22 protein-coding genes are annotated in these 20,059 nt (G+C 39.7%); 14 read left to right on the top strand and 8 right to left on the bottom strand.

The window, feature by feature from the left end; translation table 11 throughout:
* Positions 1–12: 12 nt before the first annotated feature.
* Together ACFQWC_RS08485 and ACFQWC_RS08480 are read left to right on the top strand one after the other, a co-directional pair.
* On the top strand, positions 13–852 hold the full coding sequence (locus ACFQWC_RS08485) for a polysaccharide deacetylase family protein (protein ID WP_299740574.1): 840 nt from the start codon (positions 13–15) through the stop codon (positions 850–852).
* Positions 853–1,127: 275 nt separating this feature from the next.
* Positions 1,128–1,247 (top strand): GapA-binding peptide SR1P, encoded by a 120-nt coding sequence (locus tag ACFQWC_RS08480; RefSeq protein WP_169216148.1) that lies wholly within the window; start codon positions 1,128–1,130, stop codon positions 1,245–1,247.
* Positions 1,248–1,342: 95 nt separating this feature from the next.
* On the opposite strand, the gene ACFQWC_RS08475 is transcribed toward ACFQWC_RS08480, so the two are convergent.
* Together ACFQWC_RS08475 and ACFQWC_RS08470 are read right to left on the bottom strand one after the other, a co-directional pair.
* A complete protein-coding gene (locus tag ACFQWC_RS08475) occupies positions 1,343–2,812 on the bottom strand; it encodes an aminotransferase class I/II-fold pyridoxal phosphate-dependent enzyme (protein ID WP_299740575.1) in 1,470 nt (489 codons plus the stop codon).
* 227 nt (positions 2,813–3,039) lie between these two features.
* On the bottom strand, positions 3,040–3,186 hold the full coding sequence (locus ACFQWC_RS08470; RefSeq protein WP_299740576.1) for a hypothetical protein: 147 nt from the start codon (positions 3,184–3,186) through the stop codon (positions 3,040–3,042).
* 123 nt (positions 3,187–3,309) lie between these two features.
* Between ACFQWC_RS08470 and ACFQWC_RS08465 the strand changes: the two genes are divergently transcribed.
* Together ACFQWC_RS08465 and ACFQWC_RS08460 are read left to right on the top strand one after the other, a co-directional pair.
* On the top strand, positions 3,310–4,266 hold the full coding sequence (locus ACFQWC_RS08465; protein ID WP_299740577.1) for an NAD(P)H-dependent flavin oxidoreductase: 957 nt from the start codon (positions 3,310–3,312) through the stop codon (positions 4,264–4,266).
* Between the two features lie 34 nt (positions 4,267–4,300).
* Entirely contained in the window at positions 4,301–4,573 is a 273-nt protein-coding gene (locus ACFQWC_RS08460; RefSeq protein WP_299740578.1) for a UPF0223 family protein, read from the top strand.
* 60 nt (positions 4,574–4,633) lie between these two features.
* On the opposite strand, the gene ACFQWC_RS08455 is transcribed toward ACFQWC_RS08460, so the two are convergent.
* Positions 4,634–5,254, bottom strand: coding sequence for a YktB family protein (locus ACFQWC_RS08455; protein ID WP_299740579.1), 621 nt, complete (start codon positions 5,252–5,254; stop codon positions 4,634–4,636).
* A gap of 180 nt (positions 5,255–5,434) precedes the next feature.
* Between ACFQWC_RS08455 and ACFQWC_RS08450 the strand changes: the two genes are divergently transcribed.
* The gene (locus ACFQWC_RS08450) at positions 5,435–5,629 is read left to right on the top strand and encodes a hypothetical protein (RefSeq protein ID WP_299740580.1); all 195 of its coding nucleotides are present in this window, start codon (positions 5,435–5,437) and stop codon (positions 5,627–5,629) included.
* A 310-nt stretch (positions 5,630–5,939) separates the two neighbouring features.
* Positions 5,940–6,737 (top strand): inositol monophosphatase family protein, encoded by a 798-nt coding sequence (locus tag ACFQWC_RS08445; RefSeq protein ID WP_299740581.1) that lies wholly within the window; start codon positions 5,940–5,942, stop codon positions 6,735–6,737.
* Between the two features lie 44 nt (positions 6,738–6,781).
* Here the strand turns inward: ACFQWC_RS08445 and ACFQWC_RS08440 are convergent, their stop codons facing one another.
* Positions 6,782–6,967, bottom strand: coding sequence for a YlaF family protein (locus tag ACFQWC_RS08440; RefSeq protein ID WP_299741285.1), 186 nt, complete (start codon positions 6,965–6,967; stop codon positions 6,782–6,784).
* Positions 6,968–7,257: 290 nt separating this feature from the next.
* Here ACFQWC_RS08440 and typA point away from each other — a divergent pair, with 290 nt between their 5' ends.
* Positions 7,258–9,096 carry a translational GTPase TypA gene (typA, locus tag ACFQWC_RS08435; RefSeq protein ID WP_299740582.1) on the top strand — a complete coding sequence of 613 codons (1,839 nt, stop codon included), beginning with the start codon at positions 7,258–7,260 and terminating at the stop codon, positions 9,094–9,096.
* 23 nt (positions 9,097–9,119) lie between these two features.
* Positions 9,120–9,428, top strand: coding sequence for a YlaH-like family protein (locus tag ACFQWC_RS08430; protein WP_044337532.1), 309 nt, complete (start codon positions 9,120–9,122; stop codon positions 9,426–9,428).
* 57 nt (positions 9,429–9,485) lie between these two features.
* On the opposite strand, the gene ACFQWC_RS08425 is transcribed toward ACFQWC_RS08430, so the two are convergent.
* Both ACFQWC_RS08425 and ACFQWC_RS08420 read right to left on the bottom strand, forming a co-directional pair.
* Positions 9,486–9,929, bottom strand: coding sequence for a hypothetical protein (locus tag ACFQWC_RS08425; protein WP_299740583.1), 444 nt, complete (start codon positions 9,927–9,929; stop codon positions 9,486–9,488).
* Positions 9,919–10,119: a YlaI family protein gene (locus tag ACFQWC_RS08420; RefSeq protein ID WP_299740584.1), complete on the bottom strand. Its 201-nt coding sequence runs from the start codon at positions 10,117–10,119 to the stop codon at positions 9,919–9,921. Before ACFQWC_RS08420 ends, ACFQWC_RS08425 begins: the two co-directional genes overlap by 11 nt.
* Positions 10,120–10,305: 186 nt before the next feature.
* Here ACFQWC_RS08420 and ACFQWC_RS08415 point away from each other — a divergent pair, with 186 nt between their 5' ends.
* Positions 10,306–10,761, top strand: coding sequence for a pyridoxamine 5'-phosphate oxidase family protein (locus tag ACFQWC_RS08415; RefSeq protein ID WP_299740585.1), 456 nt, complete (start codon positions 10,306–10,308; stop codon positions 10,759–10,761).
* A gap of 54 nt (positions 10,762–10,815) precedes the next feature.
* Here the strand turns inward: ACFQWC_RS08415 and ACFQWC_RS08410 are convergent, their stop codons facing one another.
* Complete coding sequence (locus tag ACFQWC_RS08410) at positions 10,816–11,418, bottom strand: YhcN/YlaJ family sporulation lipoprotein (protein ID WP_044337528.1); 603 nt, start codon at positions 11,416–11,418, stop codon at positions 10,816–10,818.
* Positions 11,419–11,596: 178 nt separating this feature from the next.
* On the opposite strand from ACFQWC_RS08410, the gene ACFQWC_RS08405 reads away from it, so the two are divergent.
* On the top strand, positions 11,597–12,925 hold the full coding sequence (locus tag ACFQWC_RS08405; RefSeq protein WP_299740586.1) for a PhoH family protein: 1,329 nt from the start codon (positions 11,597–11,599) through the stop codon (positions 12,923–12,925).
* Positions 12,926–13,047: 122 nt separating this feature from the next.
* Here the strand turns inward: ACFQWC_RS08405 and ACFQWC_RS08400 are convergent, their stop codons facing one another.
* Positions 13,048–13,545: a peptidyl-prolyl cis-trans isomerase gene (locus tag ACFQWC_RS08400; RefSeq protein ID WP_299740587.1), complete on the bottom strand. Its 498-nt coding sequence runs from the start codon at positions 13,543–13,545 to the stop codon at positions 13,048–13,050.
* A gap of 136 nt (positions 13,546–13,681) precedes the next feature.
* Here ACFQWC_RS08400 and glsA point away from each other — a divergent pair, with 136 nt between their 5' ends.
* The 4 genes from glsA (at position 13,682) to pyc (ending at position 20,033) form a co-directional block, all read left to right on the top strand.
* Positions 13,682–14,608 carry a glutaminase A gene (gene glsA, locus ACFQWC_RS08395; protein WP_377107265.1) on the top strand — a complete coding sequence of 309 codons (927 nt, stop codon included), beginning with the start codon at positions 13,682–13,684 and terminating at the stop codon, positions 14,606–14,608.
* 229 nt (positions 14,609–14,837) lie between these two features.
* A complete protein-coding gene (locus ACFQWC_RS08390) occupies positions 14,838–15,119 on the top strand; it encodes an Fpa/YlaN family protein (protein WP_113968349.1) in 282 nt (93 codons plus the stop codon).
* A 113-nt stretch (positions 15,120–15,232) separates the two neighbouring features.
* Positions 15,233–16,450: an FtsW/RodA/SpoVE family cell cycle protein gene (locus ACFQWC_RS08385; RefSeq protein ID WP_299740588.1), complete on the top strand. Its 1,218-nt coding sequence runs from the start codon at positions 15,233–15,235 to the stop codon at positions 16,448–16,450.
* 142 nt (positions 16,451–16,592) lie between these two features.
* The gene (pyc, locus tag ACFQWC_RS08380) at positions 16,593–20,033 is read left to right on the top strand and encodes a pyruvate carboxylase (RefSeq protein WP_299740589.1); all 3,441 of its coding nucleotides are present in this window, start codon (positions 16,593–16,595) and stop codon (positions 20,031–20,033) included.
* Positions 20,034–20,059: the final 26 nt, after the last annotated feature.

Raw genomic sequence — 20,059 nt, 5'->3', positions numbered from 1 at the left:
AAGGTGAGAGACATGAAAAAGATTTTAGCAACAGGCTTAACCCTACTACTTTTAACAGCATGCTCAGGTGAACCAACAACCACCAACGAAGAAACCAAGAAGCCTGATCATTCTGAAATGGAAAAAGAGAGCGGGAAGACAACTGAAGTTGATTCTTCAGCAGAAAAAAACACTGAACAGGAAGAGACAAGCGAACCTTCAGAAGAGGTAGTTCAAACAAAGGACTATAGGATTAATGAAAATAACTGGAGCATTAATCCTATAGGTGATGCGAATCCTAAAGTAGTACTCCTTACGATTGACGATGCACCAGATCAACACGCCTTACAAATGGCAAAAGATCTTAAATCGCTGAACGCTCCAGCTATATTCTTTGTAAATGGTCATTTTCTTGATACACCGGAAGAAAAAGAGACTTTAAAAAAGATTCATGACATGGGATTTACGATTGGAAACCATACGTATAGTCATAGCAGTCTGAAAGAAATCACTCCTGAAAAGCAAAAAGAAGAGATTGTATCACTAAATGATCTTATTGAATCCATCATTGGGGAACGACCAAAATTCTTCAGGGCTCCATTTGGTCAGAATACTGACTATAGCCGACAAATTGCAGCCGAACAAAAGATGTCACTAATGAACTGGACATACGGATATGATTGGGAAAAGCAATATCAGAACAAAGATGCAATCACCGATATTATGGTTAACAGCCCTTACCTGAATGATGGGGCAAACCTTCTCATGCATGATCGAACATGGACGAGCGAGGGCTTATCCGATATTGTGAAGGGCCTGCGGGATAAAGGATATGAAACTCTCGATCCAAATAGAATAAAGACAGTTGAATAACTATGAAAGCTGCATGAAGAATCTCTTCTTTATGCAGCTTTTTTCATTTCGCCTACGAATAAGATGGCAAAATCTCATTCAATTTATGTAAAAAACTGTTCATGTAATTGAAAACACTTACATATAGTTTAATGTTTAATAGTATGATTAATTAAAAGAGTATAAAGTTAAATATGTTATACAATTTAGGCTTGAAATTTTAAATGTGTTATATTATTATAGAAGCAGATAAGATAAAGCGTTTACAAAAAACATCGTGAAGGAGAGGAAAAAAGATGGGAACAATTGTATGTCAATCATGTTTGGGCACTATCGATCATTATGAGGATGAGAAGGTTTCTGTTTTATTCTCTAACTGCTGTGACTGCAACGACGACAAAGAATTAGACGACTGATACCTGCTAAGGGGAGCAGGGAGTGAAAATGTCTTAAAGGGGTTCTTATAAATAAAAGGATGAAGAAGGGTGGGGCCTTCTTCATCCTTTTTTGTTTATCTTATCGCTCTATGCTCTTTAATGACTCTCAAGTGGCGTAAATCATAATCTTCAGGTCCTTGAACTGGCAGACCTGCTTCTATATTGGTTTTAATATAATTGATGTTTTCTTGGGTGATGATTTCACCAGGGATGAAAATCGGAATTCCTGGAGGATAGACCATAATGAATTCAGCGATTGTTCTTCCGACAGACTCATCAATTGGAATGACCTCAGTATCTGCGTAAAAAGCATCTCTTGGTGTAATGGAAAGAACAGGTATGTCAGGCAGCATAACCTTAACTGGTGTCATATCTCCATGTTTTTTAAGGCTTATCACCAGCTCTTTTAATGCCATGACCAGTTGATCCCCCTCTACATGAGTGTCACCAGGAGTGATGATGCAAAGGATATTATAAAGGTCAGACATTTCAACCTCGATATTATAAGCTTCTCTTAGCCACTTCTCAGCATCAAATCCACTGATGCCTAAATCTTTCACGGAGACAATTAACTTGGTTGGATCATAAGCATAGGTAGCTTTCGTTCCAAGGATTTCTTCCCCCACACAGTATAATCCTTCGATTTCGTTGATTTGTCTTCTAATATCCTGCGAAAGTTCAATCGTATTAGAGATGAGCTCTCGGCCTTCAGTGGCTAATCGCGATCTTGCCACATCGAGGGATGCCAATAATAAATAGGAAGTCGAAGTTGTCGTTAACATACTTAAGATGGTTTGCACTCGTTTCGATGATACAAGTCCTTCCTTCATATTAAGGACAGAGCTCTGAGTCATGGAACCTCCAAGTTTATGAACGCTGGTAGCCGCTAAATCAGCGCCTGCTTGCATAGCTGAGAGGGGAAGTTCGTCATGGAAATGTATATGAACTCCATGAGCTTCATCCACAAGAACTGGAACATTATATGAGTGAGAAATTTCTACAATCTTTTTAAGGTCTGCAGAAATCCCAAAATAAGTTGGATTAATGACCAGAACACCTTTGGCATCAGGGTTTTGATCCAATGCTTTTGCTACAGCATCTGTTGTGATCCCATGAGAGATACCTAAGTCCTCATCAATATCCGGGTGGATAAAGACAGGAATAGCTCCTGAGAATACAATTGCAGACATAACGGATTTATGGACGTTTCTAGGAACAATGATCTTGTCGCCAGGGCCACATACACTCATTACCATTGTCATAATGGCGCCACTTGTTCCTTGAACAGAGAAGAAAGTATGGTCGGCACCAAATGCTTCGGCTGCAAGGTCCTGAGCTTTTTTAATCATTCCCTTGGGCTGATGTAAATCATCTAAAGGACCGATGTTAATCAAATCAATAGAAAGGGCATTCTCTCCGATAAAATCTTTAAACGCAGGGTCCATACCTGCCCCTTTTTTATGACCAGGGATATGGAATTGGACGGGATTTTTTTTACTATGTTCAATTAAGCCGGTAAATAACGGCGTTTCATTCTGAGACAATTCATTCAACACCTCTTTATATTCTTAATAGCAAATTATATAGCCATGCTAAAGTTATTATTATATAGGATTTTGCTCATGATTTCATAACTTTTCTTATTATATTTTCAACAAACAAATGAATTATAGCACTTAAGAAAATCTTTGCATAGTGGCATATGCCTAACCTTTGTTTATTTTGTTTTTCATAGCACAAAACTAAAGATCAGAATCCGATGATTTTTGGCTCATTTCCGTCCGATGGTGGAGAATCCCCAGCCCAAGCTCGCTTGGGCTGGGGATTCTCCACCATCGGACGACCTTTCAGCTAAGCTGAAAGGCGGGTGAAACGTCCGTTTCACCCGAATGAGCCAAAAATCTACACTACTTTCCATTCTGATTTATCCCCACTAGTTCATACATTTCTGTCTGTCAGTATCCCTTTTTTATTATGCTGCCATCAAGAAAAGGATTTCACCCTCTCCATCGAGAATAGATGAATGAATGGAGGGATTCAATTGAATTGGAAAACACGGGTAACAGAGTTATTAAACATTCAATATCCAATAATACAAGGTGGTCTGGCTCATCTGGCATATGCAGAACTGGCTGCAGCCGTGTCGAATGCGGGTGGTCTTGGACAGATTACTGCCATGTCTCTGGACAATCCTGAACAGTTGCGTAAAGAAATCGTAAAGGTAAGGTCTTTAACAGATAAACCGTTTGGAGTGAACTTTGCCATCGGTCAACATGGACGCCCCTTTAGCGAGTTTGTTGACGTTGCCATTGAAGAGAAAGTACCGGTTGTATCCGTTACAGGAGGAAACCCGACGCCCCTGTTTCAACAGCTTCAAGGAAAGAACATTGTTAAGCTTGTATTAGTCGCCTCAAAAAGACAGGCTATCAAAGCGGAAGAACTCGGTGCGGATGCCGTTATGGTTGTTGGACAAGAAGGGGGAGGTCACTTAGGGAAAGATGATGTCGGTACATTCGTCTTGATTCCCGGCGTGGTTGATGCTGTTTCTATTCCGGTCATTGCTTCTGGAGGTGTTGGAGATGGAAGAGGGTTAATGGCTGCTCTCAGCTTCGGAGCTGAAGGAGTTGAGATGGGTACAAGGTTTATTGCTACAAAGGAATGTGTACATGCTTCTGAAGTTTATAAACGTGCCTTGATTGAAGGAGACGAGAGTGGTACAGTAGTCATCAAACGATCTTTAGGGGCTCCGGCAAGAGCCATATCCAACACATGGACCAAGCAGATACTGGATGCTGAAACGTCGGACACTGGCTATGAAGGATTAAAATCATACATAAGCGGGGAAGCCAATAAACGATACATTTACGATGGGGAAGTAAACGCCGGGTTTGCGTGGGCCGGACAAGTAATGGGTTTAATACATGATGTCCCATCGGTTAAAGATCTCATTCAACGAATGATTTGCCAATCTGAGAGCATTCGGGAGAAATGGAATTAACATATCATCATTCATCAAGGAGTTGTATGAAACTATGGAATATCAATACCCTTTCGATATTGACTGGTCAACGGAAGAAGTAATTGATGTTATTGCCTTTTTTGAAGCTATTGAAAAAGCCTATGAAAAAGGGGTCTCAAGAGATGATCTAATGAATCGGTATAAGCGATTTAAGGAAATCGTACCCGGTAAGGCAGAGGAAAAGAGAATATGTAATGAGTTTGAAGAGTCAAGCGGCTATTCTTCTTATCGGGTTGTAAAGAAAATGAAAGAACTTCAAGACGCTGACAAAATTTCAATGAACTAAAAGAACGACTGCTATTTTTGGCAGTCGTTCTTTCTGCATTATTGACAACACTTATATGGTTTAGTTCATTTTATAAAGGGGTAAAAGTGTTTCAAAGGCATTATTAACTTCTTGAATAAATTCATCACCATTCAGCTTAATAGCTGTATCCTTGTCCAGGTGAAGTCCACATAGAAGTTCGGCTTTTTTCACATTTTGGACTCTTTCACTTAAAGCAATGAATTCATCCTGTGACATGGAAGAAAAAGGTGTAGCATCTGGTTTTGTATGATCTCCAGACCAAACAAAGTGGCCAGGAATCAAAGATCTTATCTTATCCGCATTTTCTGCAGCCTTTTTACCGAATTGAACTTTGTTTGGAGCTTCATAGATCATTGCAAACCAGATGAAAACATGCGTTTCCCATAATCCTATCTGGAAATGTGGATGTTTCTTATAACCTCGTTTGTTATTCGCAAACGCAACCCATGTATCATCAGGAGGGTTAACTGATCGACGTGCATGTTTAGCCACATGGTAAAACATTTCTTCTCCTGTTAATGCGCTTAAAGTGGGTGCGAAATGTTCACCTAAATAATCAAGTTTAGGCCTTATCTGTTCATGGATGGCAGTCATCCGATCTTCTAACCCATTAATCGTGAAAACTTGAAAATCTTCTTGTTTGAAACCATTGAATTTCATGTTGTAGCCTCCTTATATACCACCAATATCTTAACATAATGAGGTGCAAGCTTGTAGCGAATTGAATTATCCATGGGTGTCTGCACATTTTAGTTACAAGATGAGAGGATATATCATAACATGTAGTAAATATTATCAGAACAATCAGATAAATCGAAAACTCGGAAGGGGTGTATGGCCATGAAACAAGTAATGAACACTTCTAAAAAACGTGATGTCCAGCAGCAAAGAATGAATGTATTAAGACTTGAAATGGATTATGAATTAGCTGTATTATTCGAAGCAATTCAAACGAAGAATAAAGATACCCAGACAAAGTCCAAACAGAAACTCATGAGTATTCGAGAAGAGCTAATGAAAATGAAGGCCTTATAAAGCTTTAATCCTTTCAGGTGGGTATAAAGTATTTTGTCTAATTCAACATTTGAACGGCGAGCTCATAGGCAAAGAGTTCGCTTTTTTGTGGTCATAAGTAACCCTGATTTTGATCATATCTAATTTTGCGGAGTATGATGAGGTAAATAACTTGAAACAGCCTCTTTTTTCCATTAAGCTATTTAGCTATAGAAGTAGAAGTGCATAGTGGCACTTGTATAGAGAATGAGTATGAGTCGGATCTAGTGAAAACGACCATATTAGTAATAATAATAAGATTTTTGTTACACATATTGGAGGCTAATAATCAATGACAAATTGGACGGAATTAGATCAAAATGTTAGAACGTGGATACGGGAAGCTGGAGAGAAGATTCGTCAATCATTCAAAACAGAGTTAAATATCAAGACGAAGTCGAACCGAAATGATTTGGTAACAGATATGGATGAAGCAACAGAGCATTTCTTTACTGAGAATATCCGAAATACATACCCTGATCATCAAATCCTCGGTGAAGAAGGTTATGGCGATGACTTTAAGGAACTATCAGGTATAACGTGGATAATCGATCCGATCGATGGAACGATGAATTTTGTTCATCAGCAACGGAATTTTGCTATCTCTATCGGCATCTATGATGGAGAAGTAGGTAAATTAGGATACATATATGATGTCGTTCATGATGAGCTATATTTTGCAAGTAAGGGTCACGGAGCTTATATGAATGATGTGAAGCTTCCCGCGCTTGATCCAGTACCGGTTCAGGATGCGATTGTAGCATTAAATGCACTTTGGGTGACTGAGAATAAACGAATTGACCGAACAATTCTTTCGCCACTCGTGAAGGATGTAAGGGGAACTCGTTCCTATGGATCAGCCGCCATTGAATTGGCTTATGTTGCTTCAGGTAGATTGGATGCTTACTTAACAATGCGTTTGGCTCCTTGGGATTTCGCTGCCGGGAAAATTATGATTGAAGAGGTTGGGGGAGTTGTGACAGACCTTAATGGGGATCCCCTGAATCCATTGAATAAAAGCTCGGTGTTTGTAGGAAAACCAAAACTGCACCAAACCATCTTGACTGACTATCTTGAACGGAAGATCTAAAGAAGGGAGACGGCAATTCCTTTGCCGCATCTCCCTTTTTCGATCTACAAACGACCTTCTTCACGGTATTTTTTCTTTGTTTTGAAACCGAACCCCATCACGATAAATAGAAAAAGGAAGCTGACAGTAGCAAGCAGGATGCTTTGTAAACTGATTGAAATCGCGATACCCATTAGGGAAACGGCAGCTAATAAAGAAAATAATACAAAAATCCATTTTATATTACCCATCATAAAACCTCCAAAAAATGAAAAATCATTTTCCTCATTTGATTAAAACCATAAATCTTAATAGCTCTTCCAATTAAATCTTACCTATCAAATCGGTAATGTGCAATGGGTAGAGTAGACAAAGAGGCAGGACGATGTGAAAGAAGTCATTTTGGAAACTATTAGTTGACGGAAACGCTTTATGAAATATTTATTAGGGCTTTTCTTGATGCTGTGATATAATGGTCTAGTTGAACTGAAATATATTATCTTTAACATTATAAAGAAATCCAATATTCAGGAGTGGAAATATGAAATTAAGAAATGATCTTAGAAATATTGCTATTATTGCTCACGTTGACCACGGGAAAACGACATTAGTAGACGAGCTTTTAAAGCAATCTGGAATCTTCCGCGAAAATGAAACAGTTTCTGAGCGCGCGATGGATTCAAATGATTTAGAAAGAGAACGCGGTATTACAATCCTAGCGAAAAATACGGCGATTCAATATAAAGATTCTCGAATCAACATTCTTGATACACCAGGACATGCTGACTTTGGTGGAGAAGTTGAACGTATCATGAAAATGGTAGATGGTGTTTTATTAGTAGTAGATGCGTATGAAGGGTGTATGCCTCAGACTCGTTTCGTTCTTAAGAAAGCACTTGAGCAAAACCTTACACCTATCGTGGTTGTAAATAAAATTGACAAGCCTTCAGCACGTCCGGAAGAAGTAATCGATGAAGTTCTGGAATTATTCATTGAACTGGATGCAAATGATGAACAGCTTGAATTCCCGGTTGTCTATGCTTCAGCTATCAACGGTACAGCAAGTACAGATCCGGATCCGGAAAAACAAGACGAAAACATGCAGTGTTTATATGATTCGATCATTGAGCATATTCCTGCACCAGTAGACAACTCTGAAGATCCACTGCAATTCCAAGTTGCATTGCTCGATTACAATGATTACGTTGGTCGAATTGGAATCGGACGTGTGTTCAGAGGGACAATGAAGGTTGGCCAGCAGGTAGCATTAATGAAGCTTGACGGTACTGTTAAACAATTCCGCGTAACAAAAATCTTCGGTTTCTTCGGATTAAAACGTGAAGAAATCCAAGAAGCAAAAGCTGGTGATTTAATCGCTGTTTCCGGAATGGAAGATATCAATGTCGGTGAAACGGTTTGTCCTGTTGAACATCAGGATCAACTTCCGGTTCTTCGTATTGACGAGCCTACACTTCAAATGACATTCCTAGTGAACAACAGTCCATTTGCAGGTAGAGAAGGTAAATTTGTTACTTCTAGAAAGATCGAAGAACGTTTACTGGCTCAGCTTCAAACGGATGTAAGTTTACGTGTTGAACCAACAGATTCACCTGATGCATGGACGGTTTCAGGTCGTGGAGAGCTTCATCTTTCGATTCTGATTGAAAACATGCGTCGTGAAGGTTACGAATTACAGGTATCTAAACCACAGGTTATCATTAAAGAAGTCGATGGCGTGAAGAGTGAGCCTGTAGAACGTGTTCAAATTGATATTCCTGAAGAATATATGGGTGGAGTTATTGAATCCCTTGGTCAACGTAAAGGCGAAATGCTGGATATGGTGAACAATGGGAATGGACAAGTCCGTTTAATGTTTATGGTGCCTGCACGTGGATTAATCGGTTATTCAACTGAATTTATGACTCTTACACGTGGATACGGTATCATCAACCACACATTCGACAGCTATCAGCCTTTGCAAAAAGGTAGAGTTGGCGGACGTCGACAAGGTGTACTTGTTTCGATGGAAACAGGAAAAGCATCTCAATACGGAATCATGCAAGTGGAAGACCGTGGTATTATCTTTGTTGAATCGGGTACAGAAATTTATGGTGGAATGATTGTTGGGGAACATACAAGAGAAAATGATATTACCGTTAATATCACAAAACTTAAACAAGCGACAAACGTTCGTTCTGCTAACAAGGATCAAACCGTAACCATTAAAAAAGCAAGAATCATGACATTGGAAGAGTCTCTTGAATACCTGAACGATGACGAGTATTGTGAAGTAACACCTGAGTCAATCCGTCTTCGTAAAAAGATTCTTGATAAGAATGAGCGTGAAAGAGCAGAAAAGAAAAGTAAGGTTTCTCAATAAACTAAGTGAAGGGGGAGTAGGAAATGGATGTAACAGAGCGTTTGTCCTTTTTCGCATCCCTTTACCGTGTTGACCAAAACGCGGAAATGGGAATGTGGTTGCTTTATATAACCATAGTTGGGCTCTCAATCTTAGTTTATAAGCTAGGTTTTGCGAAGAAGCTGCCAGTAATGAAATCGATTTTGATTTATACTTTTCTCATTTTGGGATGTACCGTACTAACGTTTCTTGGAATCTTTTTACCGGTAGCAGAGGGGTTAGTCGTTGCGGCTCTTATCTTGATTATATATAAGGTTCGGCTAACAAACGAAAAGAAAAAAGGCACGTTTTAAGCATGAAAAAGCTGTAGTCTCTAATGGATGAGACTACAGCTTTTTTCGTTATGTGGATTAACCACGAACAGAAGATAGATAATATAGTGGAGGTAAGGACAGAGCGTAGAGAAGATGTCCTACTGTCCATAAGATAATTGCCTCACCATACAGTAAACCGGGGACATCTTTAATTGCCAGGTGCGAAAGAGGGAAATATAGGAACACAGTCGGGGCTGTTAGCACAAAGGAAAGAATCCAATAGCCCTTAACAGTAACGTTCAGCCTTTCAATCATGTTCACGAACACTACCCCGATCACACATGAAATAACCAAGTGGAACAAAAACTCCATCCATTCAGGAAAGTCTTTTTCACCGAATCCAGGGATGAAATCAACATTCAATAACAGGGTATAAACCTTGATGCCTGTTATTACTTGCATCCATTTTAGAAATAATCCTAATAGGGTACCTGACACAAGACCAATAATAGTTCCTGAACCGATTTGTTTAAAAGTCATCGTCTACCTGAGGAGATCGATAAAATCTGAAATTCCCACTCGACACACGTTCTTCCGTCTTTTCTTTAATACGATCATGACACTTCTCGCACATATACGTATGAATGGGGCGGTTCCGCAATTTCTTAGCCTGCAAGGAATAATCATCAATATTTTCTATCACTTCACATAAAGCACATTTTACTCTCATACATCACACCTCTATTTGTTCTAATCATAAGTCTAGTCCTTTTAGTATATCATGTAGTAAAGTCAAACGCTTTATTTAACTTTCCTGTATGCTTTTATCAACAGAATTGGTATAGTATAATCAAGTTGAATCACGAATGAAACGAAACACTTACAGAGAAAATGAGGACTCATAAGGGGGGATTGTATGGCTAATCAAGTGGAACCCAGCTTAATTCCTGCATTATTTGACGAACTGCAATCAGAGCGGTTTGTTACACTCGCTACCATTGATTTTGAAACGCATGGACCTAATGTAAGTGCGATTTCTTGGGTCTTGGCGAAGGATGAACATACGTTGTTATTTGCTGTTGATCAACGCTCCAGGATTGTAGAGAATATAAAGAACAATCCGCTCGCGGTTGTGAATTTAATTGCAAATGAATCAACCTATTCCATAAGCGGAAAAGGAGTGGTCCGAGAGGAGAAGTTGGAAGGAGTCCCTCTAAAGCTGACGCTTATTAAACTTGCTATCAATGAAGTAAGAGACGTCATGTTCTATGGATCGAAAATATCGACAGAACCTGCCTATGAGAAGACATATGATAAAACGGCAGCAGACCGTTTGGACCGACAAGTAATAGAAGCCATGAAAAAAGCTTAGAACCCTAAGCTTTTTCATGGCTTTTTCTCATTCACTTTTTAAATGACCGAAGTATTATTCAATCTTATCGTAAGTTTGATTTTCCTGTTTTTTCTGAAGTTGTTTTTCTTTCGTGTTATTCATTTTCTTATTTGGTTCATTCGGCGCATTTTCGGGGTCTGTTTGCTTTAACGATCTAGGAATTTCAGGCATGAGTCTGCCGGATATGTCAGCCAATTCATTCATGATTCCTTGAACCGGTTCGCCCCTTTGGATGTCTTTGCTGATTTCATTTAAACGTGCATAAAGGTCCGGGTCAGCGATGACAATGGCTTCTGCACCATATGGATCTTTCTGAAGTGCTTCTGCTACAGAATATTTGATGGAACCGACTTGAGAACGCTCAATATCGGAATCGATATCGATTCCAACAAAAGCATACTTTCCAAAGACTACTGCGGTTGCGTCTTTTACATCAGGTACACTAGTCGTCAGGTCAACTAAATGCTTTGAGATTTGCTGTCCTGATTTTCGCTCAACATGTTGGATATTGCTATCCTGAACAGTGATCGGTTTATTGTTTTTACTGTTCGAATCATTATTATACCCGACCTCATTCTTGTTGGCGCATGCACCAAGAATGATGGTTACCATAAGCAGAGAGATGAGTTTAAACATGTGAAAACCTCCCGATTTAGAATCAATATCTTTTCTTATTGTGTAATTTTCTTCTATCTTTATACGTTTATTCATACATTTTAAGAAACGGGCCGTCCTATTTGAGTAGCTGGGAATAACCGGATCAACATTGGCTACATACAATAGTAATAAGAAATCAGGAGCAGGAGGCATCGATTTGAATAAAATTTATGTATTAGATACCAATGTCTTATTACAAGATCCACAAGCCATCTTTTCTTTTCAAGATAATGAGGTGGTTATACCTGCAGTCGTTTTAGAAGAAGTGGACTCCAAAAAGCGTTATATGGATGAAATCGGAAGAAACGCAAGACATGTATCGAAGTTAATAGATAATTTACGGCAAGAAGGAAAGCTCCATGAAAAAATCCCCCTTTATACGGGAGGATCATTGAGAATCGAACTAAATCACCGCTCATTTCAGCAGCTTCAAGAAATATTTGTAGAGAAAACCAATGATAACAGAATTATTGCCGTAGCAAAAAACTTATCTCTCGAAGAAGAAGCGAAAAAGGATGGAAAATCGGTCATACTTGTTAGTAAAGACACCCTCGTCAGGGTAAAGGCTGATGCGTTAGGGTTACAGGCTGAGGATTTCCTGAGTGACCGGGTTATCGAGGTAAATGATATTTACACAGGATTTATTGAACTGTACACTGAGAGAGAGTTACTTGACAAATTTTATGATAAAGGGGAACTAACCCTTACTGATATAACGAAGCAACGATTTTATTCTCATCAATTCCTCATTATGAAAGATGCACTTGGAAGCTCTGCTTCTGCATTAGGAATGGTAGATGCATCTGGACTTAAAGTGAAGAAGCTGGTATATGATCAAGAGCATATGTGGGGTATCAAGGCCAGAAATGTTCAGCAAACAATGGCGACGGAACTGTTACTAAGAGATGATATTTCTTTAGTCACCATGATTGGAAAAGCAGGGACAGGTAAAACCTTGCTTGCACTGGCTGCAGGGCTTCTTCAAACAGAAGACTTTAATAAATTCAATAAATTGCTCGTAGCACGTCCAATAGTACCCGTGGGGAAAGATATTGGTTATCTTCCAGGAGAAAAACAAGAAAAGCTCAGACCTTGGATGCAGCCGATTTATGATAACCTGGAATATTTGTTCAATACAAAGAAGCCGGGAGAGCTGGATGATATTCTTGCCGGTATGGGATCGATTGAAGTCGAAGCATTAACTTATATAAGAGGTAGAAGCATTCCGGATCAGTATATTATCATTGATGAAGCTCAGAACTTAACGAAGCATGAAGTGAAAACGATCCTAACCAGGGTAGGAGAACGAAGTAAAATCGTTTTAATGGGAGATCCAGCACAAATTGATCATCCATACCTGGATGAGTACAACAATGGCCTAACATACGTAGTAGAAAAATTTAAGGATCAAAAATTGGCCGGACACGTTAAACTCATGAAAGGTGAGAGATCCGGTCTTGCACAACTTGCTGCTGACCTTCTTTAGTACTAGCGTATATTTAAGCACAATTATAAAGTATGAAAAAACCGGTTCAGAGGTTCCTGAACCGGTTTTTTTATAAAAATTTGACTTAGAGCTTTCTTGGGGTACGAATCATTAAAATGATATTATTCTACCCGGAATGCTCTTACATCGGTTATTGGGTTTTCTCTATTCGAACCGTCTTTGTAGTAGATATGAACGGGACCGTTTTCCCTTAGAGGCTTTCCTTCTTTTGAGAATCCAATGAGTAATTGATCTGCGTGTGCCAGATCCATGCGATATTCATCCGAGTCGGTTTCGATCACAAGAGATGTCGCATTCTCAAGAGGTTCCGCATTTGTAAGAAACGGATTCAACGGAATAGCGAATGTTCCGTTCAAAATCTTTTCCTTTTCATATTTTTTTTCTGTCTTAAGTGTAGGCGGATATGTTGCGCCTTCTTGAATTTCCCGGGACCAATGCTTGGACACGGCTTTTGTATATTCTTCTAATTCATCAATCGTCTCATTCGTTTCATCAAAATATGTAGTTAAATCAACTTTTCGATCATCAAATATCCAAACGCCCGAATCCAATGTTATCGTGAATTTCACCTTGCCTTTTATTGGGACTATGCTTTCCAATTAAGATTCCTCCTCTCGCTGATAGTTTCAGTATATCTGTTATTTAAAGGTTTGTCACACAAAGCTGAAAGCATTTTCAACGTTTTCAATCGGTGAAAGTAGGGAAACTAAAGGTAGGACTAAAGGAGCTGATACAATAGTGATTAGAACCCAGGAGCTGTTGGAAGAATTAGTGGAGAAAGCAAGGCCTTTTGCTTCAGAGGGAATGGTAGCAGATTATATACCGGCATTAAAGGATCAAAATCCCAGTGATTTGGCAATAAGTATATATACTTTGGATAATCACTCTTGTTATGCAGGAGATCATTTAAAGAAGTTCACACTCCAAAGTATATCGAAAGTCATCACTCTTGCTCTTGTCTTAATGGACTATGGGGAGGATCATGTCTTTTCAAAGGTTGGTATGGAGCCTACGGGTGATCCTTTTAATTCCATAGCAAAACTCGAAACCCATAAGCCTTCTAAACCCCTTAACCCGATGATCAACGCAGGTGCACTCGCAGTCACGAATATGATTAAAGGAAACACCGGGATGGAAAAGTGGGAACGATTAATTGAGTTCATTAATCACATGACTGGGGATACGGTATCATACAATGAAGATGTGGCTTATTCAGAACTGCAAACAGCAAATTTGAATAGATCGCTTTGTTATTTTATGAAGCAGCACGGTGTGATTACTGGAAATGTAGAAGATTTACTCGTTCTTTATACGAAACAATGTGCGGTGGAAATGAGTTGTGTCGATCTTGCTAAGATGGGAGCTGTTTTCGCTAATGATGGCGTTGACCCTGAGAGCGGGCGCGAAATTATTACGAGGGATGTTGCGAGGATTTGTAAAACATTCATGGTTACGTGCGGAATGTATAATACTTCTGGTGAATTTGCCATTAAAGTGGGCATCCCGGCCAAAAGTGGAGTGTCAGGTGGGATCATGGGGGCTGTTCCTGGAAAGTGTGGAATTGGAATCTTTGGTCCTGCACTGGATAATGTCGGGAATAGCAGTGCAGGGTTAAAGCTCCTTGAAATGCTAAGTGATGAATATTCCTGGAGTATATTTTAACCGAATGGTCCCGTCAATTACGTTCGAGTATGAATCATAGGCATTGGTAATATAGTGAGTTCTGGAATAAGAGATTGTATAAGATTTTTCACGGGGATCCCCCCAAAAAAATAATTCGAAAATCTGTCATTGAATCCCGGGGAATACACTTATTTTTCTTGCAATTTCTCTGATTTAACGATAAAATTTTAAGACAGGAAAGCTATTTGTTCGGAATGGGGGGATCACTGTGGCGTCAGAAATGACAATTAATCATCGAGAAAAAGCCTATGAGCTATTAAAGGCCGACGCAGAAAAGATTTTACAACTTATTAAAGTACAAATGGATAATTTAACGATGCCCCAATGTCCTCTTTATGAGGAAGTATTGGATACCCAAATGTTCGGATTATCTCGTGAAATAGAATTTGCAGTCCGTTTAGGATTAGTAGATGATCAAGATGGAAAAGAGCTGATTGATTCTTTGGAAAGACAACTTTCTGCCCTTCATGAAGCATCTACAAAAAAGTAAAATAGTCATGACAACTCAAACAATACATGGATCTGTTGTTTGAGTTTTTTTGTTAAGAATACTGATTGGTTAGGATTAATTTAATGATATAAGAGAAAAAGGATTGAAATGTCATGATTAAAAAAATTGCAAAATCCTATGATTATTCGTTAATAGCTGTATATGTATTTCTTTGTTTGTTTGGTCTGGTAATGATTTATAGTGCGAGTATGGTCATGGCTGTAGAACGGTTTGGCTGGGAAAGTGATCACTTCTATAAAAGGCAGATGATCAATATCATCATCGGGTTCATTGCCTTTACAATTGCAGCATGGTTTCCATACAAAGCCTTCCAAGTTGCGAAAATAATCAAGGGACTCATGTTTATTATTATTGGATTATTAATCGGGGTACATGTCTTCGGTTATGAAGTAAACAACGCAAAAAGCTGGATCAATTTAGGTTTCATGCCCATTCAGCCATCGGAGTTCGCCAAGCTGGCAGTCATCATTTATCTTGGCTCCGTATACTCCAAGAAACAGGCATACATAGATGATTTTAATAAGGGCCTTGCTCCCCCATTACTATTTTTAGGCTTTATTTGTTTTTTAGTTTTTTTAGAGCCTGACTTTGGTACAGCGGCGATCATTTTCGTCATTGGAGCAATCGTCATTTCCTGTTCAGGGATTAGTTATAAGACCTTCTTTAAACTCGCTGGTTTAGGTGTAGGGCTGTTGATAGTACTTTCACCCGTGATTTACCTGGCAAGAGGCTTTATTTTTACAAGAGAAAGACTTAGCAGGATTGAAGCGTACCTATCACCGTTCAAATATGCCCAGGGGGAAGGCTATCACTTAGTGAACTCGTATCTTGCCATCGGCTCTGGGGGGGTAAAAGGGCTTGGTTTGGGACAAAGTGTTCAGAAACTGGGGTATCTTCCTGAACCCCAAACGGATTTTATCATGGCCATCATCGCTGAAGAATTAGGTGTATTCGGTGTAAGCTTTGTGATTCTAGGTTTGTCTTATATCGTGCTCCGGGGGATCTATACTGGAGTTAAATGTCAGGATCCTTTTGGAACGATGCTGGCAATCGGAATATCGAGCATGATCGGTATCCAAGCCTTCATTAATTTAGGAGGTGTATCCGGATTAATTCCGATTACAGGTGTCCCACTTCCATTCATCAGCTATGGAGGATCGTCATTATTAGTACTATCTTTGTCGATGGGTGTCCTTGTAAATGTGTCGATGTTTGTGAAATATGAAGAAAAATATAAAACAAAGAAGGAAAATGGCTATCCTTCGGAGAATATTGATAATAGCAAAAAAATATATGGTGTAAAAATGTAGGTCACTTTGATAGAGTATCTAAAACTCTAAGTCTAGGGTCTGCCCCCTAAGATACTTCTTTATTATCTTTCGGGTCAGTCCTTTTTTCATAGACTGCATTATAGAGATTTTCAATCATGAATAGCTTAAAGGAGAGAGTGTATTGAAGAAAATTAAAAAAGTATTAGTAGCAAATCGCGGTGAAATTGCCATCCGTGTGTTCCGTGCATGTACGGAGCTTAGTATAAGAACCGTCGCCATTTACAGTAAGGAAGATTCGGGAGCATATCATCGTTATAAAGCTGATGAGGCATACTTAATAGGAGAAGGGAAGAAACCTATTGATGCTTATTTAGATATAGAGGGGATTATTCGAATCGCAAAGAACGCTGATGTCGATGCCATCCATCCTGGTTATGGGTTTCTTTCTGAAAATATTCATTTTGCCAGACGTTGTGAAGAAGAGGGGATTATTTTTATTGGGCCTCATTCAGAGCACTTAAATATGTTTGGGGATAAAGTTAAGGCACGACATCAGGCTCAATTAGCTAATATCCCTGTTATTCCGGGAACAGATGGCCCCGTAGAGACTTTGGAAGAGGTCATTGCCTTCGGGAAGGACCATGGCTTCCCAATCATCATTAAAGCCTCATTAGGTGGTGGTGGACGCGGAATGCGTATCGTCCGTAACCTGGAAAGCTTGAAAGAAGCCTATGAGCGCGCTAAATCTGAAGCGAAAGCAGCTTTCGGAAATGATGAAATATATGTTGAGAAATTTGTGGAGAATCCTAAGCACATTGAAGTTCAAATACTTGGGGATGAAGACGGCAATATTGTTCACTTGTATGAACGGGATTGTTCCATCCAGAGACGTCACCAAAAGGTAGTTGAAATAGCACCATCCGTATCTTTGAGTGATCAGCTGAGAGAAGATATTTGTGAGGCAGCCGTCCGTTTAATGGATAATGTAAAGTATGTAAACGCCGGAACGGTTGAGTTCCTGGTTGCAAATGATCAGTTCTATTTCATTGAGGTAAACCCTCGCGTTCAAGTAGAGCATACGATTACGGAAATGGTTACAGGGGTAGATATCGTTCAGTCTCAATTGATGATTGCAGAAGGACATGCCTTACATAGCAGTAAGCTTGGGATTCCTGTTCAAGAAGAGATCCGGACAAATGGGTTTGCGATTCAATCCCGTGTTACAACAGAAGATCCATTAAATAACTTTATGCCTGACACGGGGAAAATCATGGCTTATCGTTCAGGAGGCGGATTCGGGGTTCGATTGGATGCAGGTAACGGCTTCCAGGGAGCAGTCATTACACCATACTATGATTCACTTCTTGTTAAACTGTCTACTTGGGCTTTAACCTTTGAACAAGCTGCATCGAAAATGGTCAGAAATCTTCAAGAATTTAGAATACGTGGAATCAAGACGAATATTCCGTTCTTAGAAAATGTTGTTAAGCATGAAAACTTTATTACAGGTAAATACGATACATCCTTTATTGACACGACACCTGAACTGTTTATTTTTCCGAAACGAAAAGACCGTGGTACGAAGATGCTTACTTATATCGGAAATGTAACCGTAAATGGTTTCCCGGGAATCGAGAAGAAGAAAAAGCCAGTATTCTCTAAGCCTAGGATTCCATCCCTTGACTTGAAACAAGACTTCAAACCCGGGACAAAGCAAATTTTAGATCAACATGGTGCCGAAGGGTTGGTTAATTGGGTCAAGGAACAAAACTCAGTACTCCTGACTGATACAACTTTCCGGGATGCGCACCAATCTTTACTTGCTACGCGTGTCAGAACAAATGACCTGAAGCAAATTGCAGAGCCTACATCTCATTTACTTCCGGATATGTTCTCCTATGAAATGTGGGGAGGGGCAACGTTCGATGTAGCCTACCGTTTCCTAAAGGAAGATCCTTGGAATCGATTATTAACAATGAGAGAGCGCATTCCAAATGTTCTATTCCAAATGCTTCTGAGAGCATCCAATGCCGTTGGTTATAAGAACTACCCTGATAATGTCATTAAAGAATTTGTTGAGAAATCCGCATTTGCAGGTATAGACGTCTTCAGAATATTTGACAGTTTAAACTGGGTTAAGGGGATGGAAGTAGCGATTGATGCTGTAAGACAAAGCGGAAAAATCGCCGAGGCTGCCATTTGCTATACCGGAGACATAGATGATCCTACCCGAACAAAGTATAGTATTGATTACTATAAGGATATGGCAAAAGAGTTAGAAGCAAGCGGAGCGCATATTTTAGCGATTAAAGATATGGCAGGGCTCTTAAAACCTCAGGCTGCCTACCGACTAATTTCGGAACTTAAAGATACCGTTAGCCTGCCTATCCACTTACACACTCATGACACGAGCGGTAACGGAATATACACATACGCAAGAGCTGTTGAAGCTGGTGTAGATATTGTCGATACAGCACTAAGCACAATGTCGGGACTAACATCTCAACCAAGTGCCAACACGCTATACTACGCATTAAAAGGAACCGAAAGAGAACCGAATGTAAATATTAACTCACTGGAAACTCTTTCTCACTATTGGGAAGACATTCGAAAGTATTATACAGACTTTGAAAGCGGCATGATGTCTCCACATTCAGAGGTCTATAAGCACGAAATGCCAGGGGGGCAATATAGTAACCTTCAGCAGCAGGCAAAAGCTGTAGGACTTGGGCACCGTTGGGAAGAAGTGAAAGAAATGTATGCAAGGGTCAACCACCTCTTTGGGGATATCGTAAAGGTTACTCCTTCATCTAAAGTCGTGGGAGATATGGCATTATTTATGGTTCAGAATGATCTATCAGAAGAAGATGTAATCGAAAAAGGTGAAAAAATCGATTTCCCTGACTCAGTGGTAGAATTATTCGAAGGGTACCTTGGACAACCTCATGGAGGATTCCCGAAAGACTTACAAAGTGTGATTCTGAAAGGGCGCACTCCATTGAACGTTCGTCCAGGAGAGCTCCTTGATGATGTGGACTTTACCGCCCTTAAAGAAAAGCTCTTCGAGGATCTTCAGCGTCCTGTCACGAGCTTTGATGCCCTTGGATATGCCCTGTATCCGAAAGTGTTCATGGAATACGCACAAACAATGGATCAGTTTGGAGATATTTCAGTTCTTGATACCCCGACTTTCTTATTCGGGATGAGACTGGGTGAAGAAATAGAGGTGGAAATCGAAACTGGGAAGACACTGATTGTTAAGCTTGTTTCGATTGGTCAGGCTCAGGCAGATGGTACACGAATCGTTTATTTCGAGCTGAATGGCCAGGCCCGTGAGGTTGTCATTAAGGATGAAAGTATTAAATCAACAGTTGCAGCCAAGATGAAGGCAGATGTGAAGAATGAAAATCATATCGGGGCTTCCATGCCAGGAACCGTTATAAAGGTCATTGCAGAAAAAGGAGAAACGGTTGAAAAAGGAGATCATCTAATGATCACAGAAGCCATGAAAATGGAAACGACCGTTCAAGCTCCGTTTGCAGGGGTAGTTAAAGACATTTATGTACAAAACGGCGATGCCATTAATCCTGGAGATCTATTAATTGAAGTGCAAAAAGCATAAAGAAAAGGATTCCGGATAAGTCCGGA

Source organism: Rossellomorea sp. GCM10028870 (assembly GCF_042666755.1).
Taxonomy (GTDB): domain Bacteria; phylum Bacillota; class Bacilli; order Bacillales; family Bacillaceae_B; genus Rossellomorea.
The sequence above is the reverse complement of the archived record's forward strand: the minus strand, read 5'-3'. Positions and strand labels throughout refer to the sequence as shown.

Coding starts and splice junctions, on each gene's coding strand:
- ACFQWC_RS08460 (WP_299740578.1), top strand. CDS start 4,301: ATGGAATATCAATACCCTTTCGATATTGACTGGTCAACGGAAGAAGTA.
- ACFQWC_RS08445 (WP_299740581.1), top strand. CDS start 5,940: ATGACAAATTGGACGGAATTAGATCAAAATGTTAGAACGTGGATACGG.
- ACFQWC_RS08420 (WP_299740584.1), bottom strand. CDS start 10,119: ATGAGAGTAAAATGTGCTTTATGTGAAGTGATAGAAAATATTGATGAT.
- ACFQWC_RS08480 (WP_169216148.1), top strand. CDS start 1,128: ATGGGAACAATTGTATGTCAATCATGTTTGGGCACTATCGATCATTAT.
- ACFQWC_RS08425 (WP_299740583.1), bottom strand. CDS start 9,929: ATGACTTTTAAACAAATCGGTTCAGGAACTATTATTGGTCTTGTGTCA.
- ACFQWC_RS08450 (WP_299740580.1), top strand. CDS start 5,435: ATGAAACAAGTAATGAACACTTCTAAAAAACGTGATGTCCAGCAGCAA.
- typA (WP_299740582.1), top strand. CDS start 7,258: ATGAAATTAAGAAATGATCTTAGAAATATTGCTATTATTGCTCACGTT.
- ACFQWC_RS08455 (WP_299740579.1), bottom strand. CDS start 5,254: ATGAAATTCAATGGTTTCAAACAAGAAGATTTTCAAGTTTTCACGATT.
- ACFQWC_RS08430 (WP_044337532.1), top strand. CDS start 9,120: ATGGATGTAACAGAGCGTTTGTCCTTTTTCGCATCCCTTTACCGTGTT.
- ACFQWC_RS08385 (WP_299740588.1), top strand. CDS start 15,233: ATGATTAAAAAAATTGCAAAATCCTATGATTATTCGTTAATAGCTGTA.
- ACFQWC_RS08440 (WP_299741285.1), bottom strand. CDS start 6,967: ATGGGTAATATAAAATGGATTTTTGTATTATTTTCTTTATTAGCTGCC.
- ACFQWC_RS08415 (WP_299740585.1), top strand. CDS start 10,306: ATGGCTAATCAAGTGGAACCCAGCTTAATTCCTGCATTATTTGACGAA.
- ACFQWC_RS08485 (WP_299740574.1), top strand. CDS start 13: ATGAAAAAGATTTTAGCAACAGGCTTAACCCTACTACTTTTAACAGCA.
- ACFQWC_RS08470 (WP_299740576.1), bottom strand. CDS start 3,186: ATGGAAAGTAGTGTAGATTTTTGGCTCATTCGGGTGAAACGGACGTTT.
- ACFQWC_RS08410 (WP_044337528.1), bottom strand. CDS start 11,418: ATGTTTAAACTCATCTCTCTGCTTATGGTAACCATCATTCTTGGTGCA.